This is a genomic window from Novosphingobium sp. HII-3 (assembly GCF_002916655.1).
GTDB lineage: Bacteria > Pseudomonadota > Alphaproteobacteria > Sphingomonadales > Sphingomonadaceae > Novosphingobium > Novosphingobium panipatense.
Genome location: NZ_PPSM01000014.1, coordinates 338,263 through 350,838, shown reverse-complemented (window position 1 = coordinate 350,838; position 12,576 = coordinate 338,263). Strand labels below are relative to the sequence as shown.

Here is a 12,576-nt window from a genome sequence, read left to right as displayed (position 1 = left end):
GCGTGGACCCGCCCGGCTCTCCCAAACCTCGTTTCGGCGAGCGGCCTTATTCGGCCGGCTCATCCACCTTCAGCACGCCGCGACGGATCTGGTCGCGCTCCATGCTTTCGAACAGCGCCTTGAAGTTCCCGTTCCCGAAGCCGTCGTCGCCGCGGCGCTCGATGAATTCGAAGAACACCGGGCCGACCCGCGCCTCGGCGAAGATCTGCAGCAGCAGGCGCGGCTGTCCGCCGTCCGTGGTCCCGTCGAGCAGGATGCCCCGGCTCTTGAGCGCTTCGGTCGGCTGGCCGTGCCCGGGAAGGCGTTCCTCCAGCATTTCGTAATACGTTTCCGGGGGCGCGGTCATGAACGGCACGCCGAGCGCCTTGAGCTTGTCCCATGCGCCGATGAGATCGTCGCAGATGAGGGCGATGTGCTGGATTCCCTCGCCGTTGAAGGCCCGGAGGAACTCGTCGATCTGGCCCTTGCCGCCCTCGGCCTCTTCGTTGAGCGGGATGCGGATCCTGCCGTCGGGGGCGGTGAGCGCGCGGCTGGTGAGGCCGGTGTATTCGCCCTTGATGTCGAAGTAGCGGATCTCGCGGAAGTTGAAGAGCTTCTCGTAGTAGTCCGCCCAATAGGCCATGCGCCCGCCGTAGACGTTGTGCGTCAGGTGGTCGATGTCCGTGAATCCGGCACCCTTGGGATGACGATCGACGCCGGGCAGGTACTCGAAGTCGATGTCGTAGATCGACAGAGCGCCGTTGCCGTCCTTCTCGTAGCGGTCGATCAGGTAGATGATCGAGTTGCCGATGCCGCGAATGCCGGGAAGGTGCAGTTCCATCGGGCCCGTGGCGACGGAGACCGGCTCGGCCGAACGGGCGAGAAGCTGCGCGTATGCGGCGCGCGCATCGCGCACCCGGAAGCCCATGCCGCAGGCCGAAGGGCCATGCTCACGGCTGAAGAACCACGCCGGGCTGTGCGGCTCGTAATTGGTGATGAAGTTGATCGCGCCCTGCCGCCAGAGCTCGACATCCTTCGAACGGTGCCGCGCGATGCGGGTGAAGCCCATGGCCTCGAACACGGGTTCCAGCACGCCTTTTTCCGGCGCCGAGAACTCGACGAATTCAAAGCCGTCGAGCCCGATGGGATTGTCGAACAGGTCGGTCATGCAGGTGCTCCGAGAGGTGTTTCCCCCGCCAGCCGTTCACCGGCGGGGATTGGCGGTTCATCCCGCCAGGTTTCGTAAATGGGGCCGAAATCGAGGCTCACGAGCGATTCGATGAGCTGAGGCAGACTGTCGAGGACGAAGTACGTCTTCTGAAAGCTGTCGATCATGTAGCCGGTTCGCATGACGCGGACCGGATCGAAGGGCAGGCGCAGCACCTCGCAGTCCTCGATCGCGTAGCGTGTTTCGCCCGAGGAGGACATGATGCCCGCCCCGAACACCCGCAGTCCGCCATCCTCGCGCACAAGGCCGAATTCGATGGTGTACCAGTAGATACGCGCCAGCATGTCGAGCGCATTCATCTCCAGCGCACGCGCGCCGGCCTTTCCGTACAGCTCCAGGAAATCGGCTATGGCCGGGTCCAGCAGCATCGGCACGTGGCCGAAGAAGTCATGGAAAAGGTCCGGCTCGACGAGGTAATCGAGCTCATGCTCCTCGCGCAGCCACCGCGTCACCGGAAAGCGCCGGTGTGCCAGATGATCGAAGAACGTGGCGTCCGGGATGAAGCCCGGCACGGGAACGAGGCTCCATCCGGTCGCCGCTTCGAGCACGACGTTGGCGTCCTCGAAGCGCGGGATGCCCGCGCTGCAATCGAGGCGGGCCAGCCCTTCACCGAAGGAGGCGCAGGCGTGCGTCCGTACAAGCTCGGATTGCCGCGCGAAGAGACGCCGCCAGCGGTCGTGCATCTCGGGCGTGTAGGCATGCCAGTCCTGCCCGACGGTGTAATCGTCGGCGGCGCCTTCGTACTCTCCTCGAAGGCCGCTGCTGGTTGTGAGCGTGCAGGGCTTCTTCATGCGAAAAGAGTACCACACCTCAGGCGCGAGTTCCGTGCGGATTGAAGCGCACCCAGCCGGTGCTATTAGTGGAATCCACCATAAGTTAGGTCGGATGGGGGTGATACATGCAGCTGGACGAATTCGATCGCGGGATCATCGCCGCTCTTCAGGATGATGCGCGGATGCCGGTGGCGCAGGTGGCGGAGCGTGTGGCGCTTTCCGCCACCCCGGTAAGCCGGCGCATAAAGCGGCTTGAGGATGAGGGGGTGATCCGCGGATATGCCCCTGTCCTCGACGCGCGCCTGCTGGGTTTCGAACTGGAAGCCTATGTCCTCATCAACCTCGTCGCTCACGTGGATGAGAACATCGCGCGCTTCGAGAAGGCCATTGCCGAGAACCCACACGTGATCGCCTGTCACGCGGTGACGGGGGACATGGACTATCTGGTGCGGGTGATGGCGCGGAACGTGGAGCATCTGTCGCAGATCACATTGCGTACGCTCCTGCGCATTCCGGGCGTGCGCGACGTGAAATCGATCATCGTCCTGGAGACGATCAAGGAGAAGCGCTCCCTTCCGGTGGCGTGACCGGCGGCTCCTGCCGGCGCAGGAAGCCGCCTGCCCCCGACCTTACCGCGCCAGGAGGTTGCGCGCCTGGCTGGCGATCTGCGCCAGCATGGCGGCCGAGATCGTGACCGTATTCTCGGCGCGGTGAACCACTCCACGGAAGGCGTCGATGGCGCCCTTGTGCTGGCGGCCCCACTCCTCGGTCGCCGCAAGCGGGTCGCTCTTGCCCAGCTTGGTGCGCGCAAGGCCCCGCAGGAAGTCGAGCCGCATCTGCTGGAAGTCGCGCGCCAGCCCTGCCACCAGCAGGCGCTCCCAGGGGTCCGACGGGCTCATCATTGCCGCCGTCGCCTGCGCCCAGTCGAGGCCCAGCCCCGCACCTACGCGCGTGAAGGCCGCGACGAGGCGGCGCGGCGGTATGCCCACTTCCGCCGAAAGCGAGGCGATGCCCACGGCCCCGTCAAGGTCGAACAGGTGCGTCACCTCGTCGGCCACATCATTCGGCGCGCCGAGTTCCACCAGCCCCGCGTGCAGCCTGCGCGAGTGCGCGGCCGTGCGCTCGCCCAGCAGTTCATGCGTATCGGTGGACAGCGTCGTGACGCCCTTGTCCAGACGCGCAGCCAGCTCCGAGGGCGCGAGTTGCCCGGCACCGGCACGCAGCAGGTCCGCCATGTGGCCCCGGACCGCCACGGCAACCGTGTCGAACAGCGCGATGCGAGCGGGTTCCGCCATGGGCGCGGTTTCCACCTTCTCCCACAGCGCGGTGAGCCCGAGCAGCCTGTCCGCCAGGGCGAAGGCTGCCGCCACCTGGGCAAGCGGAGCGCCCTCTTCCTCGGCCAGCTCGAACGGGGTGACGATGCCGAGGCGGTTGACGATGCGGTTGGCCAGCTTGGTCGCGATGATCTCTCGCGCCAGGCGGTGTTCCTCGATGAAACGGCCGTACTTCTCCTGCATCGGCTTGGGAAAGGCGGAAAGCAGCAGGTCGGTGAGACCGGGATCGTTAGGCAGCGTGCTGTCTTCGATGGCCGCCTGCAGCTGCAACTTGCCGCTGGAGAGCAGGACCGCCAGCTCCGGCCGGGTGAGGCCGCGACCGTCCTGCGCCCGGCGGAGCAGCACCTCGTTCTCGGCCAACCCTTCGGTGCGACGGTCGAGATAGCCGCTTTCCTCCATCGTTTCGATCAGGCGCATGTGCGAAGGCATCGCCTGCACCCCGCCGCGTTCGGCGATGGACAGCGCGAGCGCTTGCAGGCGGTTGTCCTCAAGCACGAGGGCCGCCACTTCATCGGTCATCGCGTGCAGGAGCTCTACGCGCTTCTTCTCGGACAGCTTGCCCGCGCGCTTTGCAGCGGCAAGGGCGATCTTGATGTTGACCTCGTTGTCCGAGCAGTCGACGCCCGCCGAGTTGTCGATGAAGTCCGCATTGATGCGCCCGCCGCGCGAGGCGAACTCGATGCGGCCGGCCTGGGTGACGCCAAGGTTCGCGCCTTCGCCGATGACGCGGGCGCGAACCTCGTTGCCGCTCACGCGCAAGGCATCGTTCGTCGGATCGCCCACTTGCACGTTGTTTTCGCTGGATGCCTTCACGTACGTACCGATGCCGCCGAACCAGAGCAGGTCCACCGGCGCGGAAAGGATGGCCGTGATGAGCGAGTCCGGATCGATCTCGCTCGCGCTGATGCCCAGCACCGCGCGGATCTCCTCGCTCAGCGGAATGGACTTGAGGCTACGCGGGAAGACGCCGCCGCCCTTGGAGATCAGGGCCGTGTCGTAATCGTTCCAGCTCGACACCGGCAGCTCGAACAGCCGCTTGCGCTCTGCCCAGCTCTTTGCCGGGTCAGGATCGGGGTCGAGGAAGATGTGACGGTGGTCGAAAGCCGCAACCAGCTTGAGCGACTTCGACAGCAGCATGCCGTTGCCGAACACGTCGCCCGACATGTCGCCGCAGCCCGCCACGCGGACCGGCTGGGTCTGGATGTCGACGCCCATTTCCAGGAAGTGACGCTGCACGGACAGCCAGGCGCCGCGCGCGGTGATGCCCATCGCCTTGTGGTCGTAGCCGTTCGAGCCTCCGCTCGCGAAGGCGTCGTCCAGCCAGAAGTCCCGGCGCTCGGCGATACCGTTGGCGACGTCGGAGAACTTGGCCGTCCCTTTGTCGGCGGCGACCACGAAGTAGGGGTCTTCACCGTCAAGCACCGTCACGCCTGCGGGATGGACCACGCGATCGTCGACGATATTGTCCGTGATCGACAGCAGCGTCTCGATGAAGATTTCGTAGCTCGCCTGCCCCTCGGCGGCCCAGGCGGCGCGGTCGCGGCTCGGATCGGGAAGCTGCTTGGGATAGAAGCCGCCCTTTGCCCCGGTCGGTACGATGACGGCATTCTTCACGCGCTGCGCCTTCATCAGGCCCAGGATTTCCGTGCGGAAGTCATCACGACGATCCGACCAGCGCAGGCCGCCGCGCGCAACCGGGCCGGAACGCAGGTGAATGCCTTCCACCCGGCGCGAATAGACGAAGATCTCGCGCCAGGGCAGCGGCTTGGGCAGCCCCGGCACAAGCGCGGAATCGAACTTGAACGCCAGCGCCGTCTCTCCGGCAGGCGCGAAGGCGTTGGTGCGCAGCATGGCGAGCACGATGTCGCGGAAGGCACGCAGCAGGCGGTCGTCATTGATCGCGCTGACGTTCGCGAGGCCGGTGCGGATCGCTTCCTCGGCCTCGGCACGGGCCTTGGCACGGTCTCCCCCGAAGGCGGGATCGTGGATGGCACGGAACAGGGCGATGATCGCGGTGGTCACGCCGGGTGCGCCTTGCAGGGCGTCGACTACGGTGGGAATACCGAAGTGCGTCCCGGCCTGGCGCAGATAGCGATACCACGCACGCAGCCAGTTCGCCTCCCCGCGCTCCAGTCCAAGGCCCGGTACGAGGCGGTTGAACGCGTCGTTTTCGCCCGCGCCGTTCAGGACGCCGCGCAAGGCTTCTTCCACCATCGGCGCGCGGTTGAGCACATCCTCGGGCGCGCGGCCGTCGGCCGCTTCGAGAACGAAGTCGTGGATCGTGCCGAGCCTGCCGTGCTCCAGCGCGGTCGGGATCTCGGCGAGGACACGAAACCCGAAGTTCTCGAGCGCCGGCACCGCATCGGACAGCGGCAGGCCGCCTTCGGACTGGTAGATCTTGAGGCGCACGCGGCTTTCCGGGTCGTCTTCCCGGGTGTGGAAGCGTACGTCCCGGTGAGCGGGCTGGACGCCGCCTTCGGCCGCTCCGCCTTCACCTACGGCGATGCGGCGCAGATAGGCGATGTCGATCGCCGCCTCACCCGGACCCGACTCCGTGCGGTAGCCCATCGGAAAGGCTTCGGCGTAGCGCCCCGCGACGGCTGCCGCACGCCCGGCCTCCATGGTGGCGGCGAGCGCGGCCTCCACCGCTTCGGTCCAGCCGCGCAGCATGATCTGCAGCTCACGGTCCAGATCGGCCTCGGAAGGCTCGCGGATGCCCTGCCGCACGTCGAGCGTGTAGCGCAGCATGGCGAGGTTGCCCGCCTCCACCTGCAGGCTCCAGTCCAGCGTCGGCGCATCGGCCGCGCGTTCGATCATAGTGCGGATGCGCTGCTGGATCTGCGTGGAAAGCACGTCGCGCGGAAGCCACACGAAGGCAAAGAGATGACGCAGCAGCGGCGTATGGGCGAGCAGGAGGCGCGGGCGCGGGCGGTCGACCAGAGCGGTCATGGTCATCGCCAGTCGCTCCACGTCGGCTTCGCCGAGGCCGAGCACCAGATCGTGCGGCAGGCTGGTGAGGGCATGGGCCAGCGCCTTGCCCGTGTGGCCCTTGGGATCGAGGTCCATCCGCTCGGCCAGCGCGGCAAGCTGACGGCGAAGGCGCGGCACGCGGTCCGGCGCGGTCGCCAGCGCAGCGCTCGTCCAGATACCGGCGTGGACCGAAAGCGCGGTCACCTTGCCCTCCTCCATCAGCGGCACGAGGAACAGGTCCAGCGGCACCCGCCGATGGACGGTGGACGTACGGTTGGCCTTGACCACCAGAGGCGCGCTGACCGAGCCGGCGGCCAGCGCTTCGTCGAAGGCCGCGAAGGCGCGGGCGTAGCTGGCGTCCGACAGGACGTCCTCCTCCCAGCGGCGGCAGAGGCCGAGGCGCTCGGTGCGGCTGCCATCGCGGCTGCGCGTCACATGGCCGAGCTGGGTCAGCATACCGTCCGCGAACCAGCGCAGCAGGGCGGCGCCCTCCGCATCGTCGATGGCCTTACCCTCCAGCTTCTCCGCATCCGCACGGAGCGCATCGACCATCTGCGGCCAGTCAGCCACCGCCGTGCGCACATCGTCGAAGGTGCTCTCGAGAGAGCGGAGCAAGTGGCGCCGCTGGCGCGCATCGCCGCGCGGCGTCTCGATGTAGATCATCGACTCTCGGCCGGTCGCCTCGGCAGGATCGGACACGATGCCGGTCAGCTTGCCCGCCCCGTCGCGCTGCACGGCAACGACCGGATGGACCAACCGGTCGATCACCAGCCCGGCTTCGGCAAGGGCCGCCGCCGCCGAGTCGACGAGGAACGGCATGTCGTCGTTGACGAGAGCGATGCGCAGGATGCGGCGCTCCTCGCTTACGGAGGTGAGGTCAAGCGCCGGACGCCCCGGCTCCCTTGTTGCGGCGGTGGCGAGCAGGAAGCGCACCGCTTCGTCCATCCAGCCACCCTCGGGCGAGTCGCCTGGCAGGAGCGCGCCGCGCACTTCGTCGGCAAGTGCGTTCTCCAGCCCGTTGGAAGAGGAGGCCCGGTGCTTTTTGGAAGCTTTCGGGGGGACGGTCACCTGACGTGCGCTCATAACTTTCTCCGCGATCCTCACTGCGTTGCCGCGCCTGCTTCCTCACCGTCAGGGCTGCGGCATTCTGGGCCATTTCGGCTCGTACTGCCCGCCTGCCCCGCTCCGGGCGAGGCTCTTGGCATCGATGAAGGTGTAACACGATTTCAGAGGCGCGCAACATTCGTTCACGAGGATGGAACGATCATCAAACAGGCAAGTGGCTCGCCGGGGTCGGGATGGGATGCGCGTCGAAAGCCTTGGCCGCCAGCAGCAGCGCCCCCATCGGCCCGGCATCGTCGCCCAGCGTTGGCGGTACGATCATCCCCGCGAGCTTGTGGCGCGTGCAGTCGCGCAAGTAGCCGCCCAGCAGCGCGGGCACCCGGTCGATCGCCATCGGCAGGAGATGACGCTGCCGACCGGAAACCCCACCTCCCACGACGATGCGTTGCGGCGACACTGTCAGGACCAGCATCGCGAGCAATTCCGCGAGGTCCTGCGCCACCGGCTCCCACACGGGATTGTCGGGATCGATGCGGGAGGGGTGAGTGCCGAACCGCGCAGCCAGGGCGGGGCCGCTCAACAGACCCTCGATGCAGTCACCATGGAACGCGCAGGCGCCCTCGAAGCCGTCAGCAGCGGCCCGGCGCAGGCGCACGTGGCCGATCTCGGGATGGAGCAGGCCATGGGCGGGCGCGCCGTTGATGAGGACGCCGCCGCCGATTCCGGTGCCTATGGTGATGTAGACCATGCTCTCGCACCCCTGCCCCGCGCCGTGGCGGTGCTCCGCCAGCGCGGCTCCGTTCACGTCGGTATCCAGCGCGACGGGGCGCTCCAGCGCCTCCAGCACCGGCGCCACCACTTCCGCTCCGCTCCAGCCGGGCTTGGGCGTATCGAGCATCGAACCGTAGTCGGCCGCGTTGCGGTCCACCCGGATCGGGCCGAAGCTGGCGATGCCCACGGCATCCACCGGCTTGTCGTCCCGCCAGCCCTCAATCACGGCGATTGCGCGGTCCAGCGTCTCGGCCGGTTCGGTGGTGGAAAACTCGACCCGTTCGTCGATACGGCCCTGGGCGCCAAGGACGACGACGGTCTTCGTTCCGCCAAGTTCGATGCCCGCAAGCTTGTGCATGGTCATTACCCGTCCTTGCCTGGCGGCGCTCGTGCTCTCCAGACGCAAGCGCAGGAACGCCGCGATGGTTCCGCAAGCCCCGCCCGCGCCAAGTGCCGGCTCACCGCATTTTTCCCGTACGCCGCCCAAAAGGCAATTGCCTGAACTAGTTACTTCCGGGCGGCGGCCACGAATGCTAAGGTATCTGACAACATAGGGGGCAGCGATGGACAAGAGCAGAGGAGGCCCGAACGGCACGGACACTCCGGAAACGGCCGTGGAGGTGCGCACGCTCGCCGATCTGGCGCGCGTGGCGGGGGTTTCCGCAGGAACGGTGTCCCGCGCCCTCGCGGGCAAGTCGCTCGTCAACATCGAAACACGTGAGCGGATACAGGTCCTGGCGCGGCAATACGGCTTTCGCCCGAACCAGATAGCCAGCAAGCTGCGCTCGGGGCGGACAGGCGTCATCGGTGTCGTCATCCCGCTCGGCCCCGCGACAGGCCAGCCGATCTCCGATCCGTTCTTCATGGCGATTCTCGGCCATCTGGCGGACGAACTGACCGGCAGCGGCTACGACATCATGCTCAGCCGCGCGATACCCGATGGCACACCCGACTGGCTTGAACGGATCACCGGATCAGGCATGGTCGACGGCGTGCTGCTCATCGGCCAGTCCGACCAGTCCGCGATCATCGAGCAGGTCGCCGCGCGGTATCGCCCCCTCGTCGTCTGGGGCAACCGGGCCAAGGGCCAGCGCCACATCACCGTGGGCACGGACAGCGAACTGGGCGGACGGCTCGGGGCGGAGCATCTGATCGCCTGCGGGGCGCGGCGGCTGGCGTTCGTGGGCGATACCGCGGGCGTCGAGATCGCCACGCGGCTGAAAGGCGCCCGCGCCGCAGCCCAGGCGGCGGGGCTGACGATCGACCATATTCCGGCCGACCTTGCCGATGAGCGGATGCGCAGCCAGATCGGCGCGGCGCTGATCGCCTCGGGCGCGGATTACGACGGGATCGTCGCCGCGTCGGACGTCATCGCGATGGCCACGCTGCATGTCCTGCACGAAGCGGGCCGCAAGGTGCCCGGCGACATCCAGCTCGTCGGCTTCGACGATCTTCCCATGGCCGGCCTGACATCTCCCCCGCTGACGACCGTGCGGCAGGAAATCGCCGAGGGTGCCAGGGTCATGGTCGCCAAGCTCAAGGCCCTGATCGACGGCGACGTGCGCCAGAGCCGGGTGATGCCCCCAACCCTCGTGGTGCGCGAAACGACGCGCCCGACCGGCTAGAGCGCCAGCCCAGCGGCGCGCGCGCTCGCCCAGGCCCACTGGAAGTTGTAGCCACCAAGCCAGCCGGTGACGTCGACCCCCTCGCCGATGGCATAGAGGCCCGGCGCGCGCTTCGCCTCCATCGTGCGCGAGGACAGCTCGGCCGTGTCGATGCCGCCGACGGTCACCTCCGCCTTGGCGAACCCTTCCGACCCGTCCGGCACGAAAGGCCAGCGCATCAGCCGGGCTTCCGCCGCAGCCAGAGCCTTGTCGGTAAGTGCGCCGAGCTCCCCTTCCAGGCCCAGCCGCCCGCACAGCGCTTCCGCCAGCCGTTCGGGAAGGCCATCGCCAAGAGCCTTGCGGAAGGAGAGGCGCGGGCGCTCGCGCTTGAGGGCGCGCAGCCAGCCGTCGAGGCGATCCGGCAGGAACTGGGCCGTGACGGTGTCGCCGCGCTTCCAGTAGCTCGAGATCTGAAGGATGGCGGGACCGGACAGGCCCCGGTGCGTGAACAGCGCCGCCTCCCGGAATGCGGGGGACTTCTTTCCTTCCCCGCAGCGCGCGACGATCTCGGTCGATACGCCGGAGAGTTCGCGGAACAGCGCCTCATCGGCGGGAAGCGTCAGCGGCACGAGCGCCGGACGCGGCTGCACCACCTTCAATCCGAAGCGGCGCGCGAGATCGTAGGCGAAACCGCTGGCGCCCATCTTCGGGATCGACGGCCCACCGGTCGCGATCACCAGTGCAGGCGCACTGGCCACCTGCCCGCCATGAGGCACGCGGTACAGGCCATCGGTCTGCGTGACGTCACCGAGTTCGACCCCGCACCGCAGGACGACGGCGCCCCTTGCGCATTCGTCCAGCAGCATGGCGACGATCTGCCTGGCCGATCCGTCGCAGAACAGCTGGCCCAGCGTCTTCTCGTGCCAGGCGATGCCGTGGCTTTCCACCAGGGCGAGGAAATCGGCGGGGGTGTAGCGGCTGAGTGCGGACTTCGCGAAGTGCGGGTTGTTCGACAGGTAGCGATCGGGCGCGGTGTGCAGGTTCGTGAAGTTGCACCGGCCGCCCCCCGAAATCACGATCTTGCGTCCCGGTTCGGGCGCGTGGTCGATGAGCAGCACGCGGCGGCCGCGCTGTCCGGCCGTAGCGGCGCAGAACAGCCCGGCAGCCCCTGCCCCCAGTACGATGGCGTCGTAGGTTTCGCTCATGACGCCGCGGGAACCAGCTCCAGGGCGAGCGCTTCGGCCACGCGGATGCCGTCGACGGCGGCGGACAGGATGCCGCCCGCGTACCCCGCCCCCTCACCCGCCGGGTAAAGACCGCGCGTGTTAAGGCTCTGCAGGTCCTTGCCCCGGCCGATCCGCACCGGCGAGGACGTACGCGTTTCCACGCCGGTCATGACCACGTCCGGGTGGTCGTAGCGCGGCACTTGTCTCCCGAACACCGGCAGCGCCTCGCGGATGGCCTCGACGACGAAGTCGGGCAGGCACTCCTGAAGATCCGTCAGGTGGACGCCGGGCTGATAGCTGGGTGTCACTTCCCCCAGCTCGATCGAGGGGCGCCCCGCCAGGAAATCAGAGACCTTCTGCGCCGGGGCCTTGTAGTTCGAGCCCCCGGCCACGAACGCCAGTTCCTCGAGCCGGCGCTGAAGCGCGATGCCGGCCAGCGGGTGCCCCGGGAAATCGCGCTCCGGGTCGATGTCGACGACAAGACCGGAGTTGGCGTTGAACTCGGCGCGCGAATACTGGCTCATGCCGTTGGTGACGACGCGGCCTTCTTCGCTGGTGGCCGCCACGACCCGGCCGCCCGGGCACATGCAGAAGGAATAGACGGTGCGCCCGTTCTTCGCCTTGTGCGACAGCGCGTAGGCGGCGGCGCCGAGGATCGGGTTGCCTGCGCATTCGCCGTAACGCGCCTTGTCGACCCAGCTTTGCGGGTGTTCGATGCGCACGCCGATGGCGAAAGGCTTGGCCTCGATGTGGACCCCGCGCTTGTACAGCACCTCGAAGGTGTCGCGCGCGGAATGGCCCACGGCCATAATGACGTGGCTGGCCTCCAGGAACTCCCCCGTGGAGAGGTGCAGGCCCTTGAGGCGGCGCTCTCCGTTCTCTTCGGCGATCTCGAAATCCTCCACCCGCGTGCCGAAGCGGTATTCGCCGCCAAGCTGTTCGATCGTCTCGCGCATGGACATGACCATGGTGACGAGGCGGAAGGTACCGATGTGCGGGTGCGCTTCGGTGAGGATGTCCTCCGGCGCACCGGCCTTGACGAACTCGGTCAGCACCTTGCGGCCGAGGTGGCGCGGATCCTTGATGCGGCTGTAGAGCTTGCCGTCCGAGAACGTGCCCGCGCCGCCCTCGCCGTACTGGACGTTGCTTTCCGGATTGAGCTCCGAGCGCCGCCACAGACCCCAGGTATCCTTCGTGCGTTCGCGCACCGCCTTGCCGCGTTCGATGATGATCGGCTTCAGACCCATCTGCGCCAGGATGAGGGCCGCCAGCAGACCGCAGGGGCCTGCGCCGATGACGACGGGCCGTGGCCCGGCCCAGCCTTCCGGCGCGCGCGTGGGGAACCTGTACGCGATATCCGGCGTCGGCTTCACATGCGCGTCGTCGGCGAAGCGGGCCAGCACCTCGGCTTCGTTCTTCACCAGAACATCGAGCGCGTAGACCAGCTTGATCGCGTTCTTGCGGCGGGCATCGTTGCCGCGCCGGAACACACTGACGCGCTCAAGGTCCGATGGGGTAATGGCAAGGCGCTGCACCACGGCGGCGTCGAGGTCGGCAGGCGTATGGTCGAGCGGCAGGGCAATGTCAGTGAGGCGGAGCATCCGCGCGCCTTTATACGCTTGGCGATCG

Annotated in this window: 8 protein-coding genes; 2 read left to right on the top strand and 6 right to left on the bottom strand. The window is 67.7% G+C overall.

The annotated features are described in order from the left end of the window. Positions 1-46: 46 nt before the first annotated feature. A complete protein-coding gene (gene hppD / locus C2R25_RS05475; protein ID WP_103728201.1) occupies positions 47-1,147 on the bottom strand; it encodes a 4-hydroxyphenylpyruvate dioxygenase in 1,101 nt (366 codons plus the stop codon). Then, a complete protein-coding gene (gene phhA / locus C2R25_RS05470) occupies positions 1,144-1,998 on the bottom strand; it encodes a phenylalanine 4-monooxygenase (protein WP_103728200.1) in 855 nt (284 codons plus the stop codon). The genes hppD and phhA overlap by 4 nt, the downstream gene beginning before the upstream one ends. Positions 1,999-2,105: 107 nt before the next feature. Between phhA and C2R25_RS05465 the strand changes: the two genes are divergently transcribed. Continuing rightward, the gene (locus tag C2R25_RS05465; RefSeq protein WP_103728199.1) at positions 2,106-2,567 is read left to right on the top strand and encodes an Lrp/AsnC family transcriptional regulator; all 462 of its coding nucleotides are present in this window, start codon (positions 2,106-2,108) and stop codon (positions 2,565-2,567) included. A gap of 42 nt (positions 2,568-2,609) precedes the next feature. Here C2R25_RS05465 and C2R25_RS05460 read toward each other — a convergent pair whose 3' ends face one another. Beyond that, positions 2,610-7,367, bottom strand: coding sequence for an NAD-glutamate dehydrogenase domain-containing protein (locus tag C2R25_RS05460; protein WP_103728198.1), 4,758 nt, complete (start codon positions 7,365-7,367; stop codon positions 2,610-2,612). Between the two features lie 184 nt (positions 7,368-7,551). Continuing rightward, positions 7,552-8,475: an ROK family protein gene (locus C2R25_RS05455; protein ID WP_103728601.1), complete on the bottom strand. Its 924-nt coding sequence runs from the start codon at positions 8,473-8,475 to the stop codon at positions 7,552-7,554. A gap of 205 nt (positions 8,476-8,680) precedes the next feature. Between C2R25_RS05455 and C2R25_RS05450 the strand changes: the two genes are divergently transcribed. Beyond that, positions 8,681-9,742, top strand: a complete 1,062-nt coding sequence (locus tag C2R25_RS05450) for a LacI family DNA-binding transcriptional regulator (protein ID WP_103728197.1) — start codon at positions 8,681-8,683, stop codon at positions 9,740-9,742. Here C2R25_RS05450 and C2R25_RS05445 read toward each other — a convergent pair. Both C2R25_RS05445 and C2R25_RS05440 read right to left on the bottom strand, forming a co-directional pair. Further along, positions 9,739-10,926 (bottom strand): NAD(P)/FAD-dependent oxidoreductase, encoded by a 1,188-nt coding sequence (locus tag C2R25_RS05445; RefSeq protein ID WP_103728196.1) that lies wholly within the window; start codon positions 10,924-10,926, stop codon positions 9,739-9,741. The two genes, C2R25_RS05450 and C2R25_RS05445, sit on opposite strands and share 4 nt — an antisense overlap. Next, positions 10,923-12,548: an NAD(P)/FAD-dependent oxidoreductase gene (locus C2R25_RS05440; RefSeq protein WP_103728195.1), complete on the bottom strand. Its 1,626-nt coding sequence runs from the start codon at positions 12,546-12,548 to the stop codon at positions 10,923-10,925. Before C2R25_RS05440 ends, C2R25_RS05445 begins: the two co-directional genes overlap by 4 nt. Between the last annotated feature and the right edge of the window lie 28 nt (positions 12,549-12,576).

Excerpts from the sequence above, each read along its gene's own strand:
- C2R25_RS05445 (WP_103728196.1), bottom strand. The coding sequence starts at position 10,926 with ATGAGCGAAACCTACGACGCCATCGTACTGGGGGCAGGGGCTGCCGGG.
- phhA (WP_103728200.1), bottom strand. The coding sequence starts at position 1,998 with ATGAAGAAGCCCTGCACGCTCACAACCAGCAGCGGCCTTCGAGGAGAG.
- C2R25_RS05440 (WP_103728195.1), bottom strand. The coding sequence starts at position 12,548 with ATGCTCCGCCTCACTGACATTGCCCTGCCGCTCGACCATACGCCTGCC.
- C2R25_RS05450 (WP_103728197.1), top strand. The coding sequence starts at position 8,681 with ATGGACAAGAGCAGAGGAGGCCCGAACGGCACGGACACTCCGGAAACG.
- C2R25_RS05460 (WP_103728198.1), bottom strand. The coding sequence starts at position 7,367 with ATGAGCGCACGTCAGGTGACCGTCCCCCCGAAAGCTTCCAAAAAGCAC.
- C2R25_RS05455 (WP_103728601.1), bottom strand. The coding sequence starts at position 8,475 with ATGCACAAGCTTGCGGGCATCGAACTTGGCGGAACGAAGACCGTCGTC.
- C2R25_RS05465 (WP_103728199.1), top strand. The coding sequence starts at position 2,106 with ATGCAGCTGGACGAATTCGATCGCGGGATCATCGCCGCTCTTCAGGAT.
- hppD (WP_103728201.1), bottom strand. The coding sequence starts at position 1,147 with ATGACCGACCTGTTCGACAATCCCATCGGGCTCGACGGCTTTGAATTC.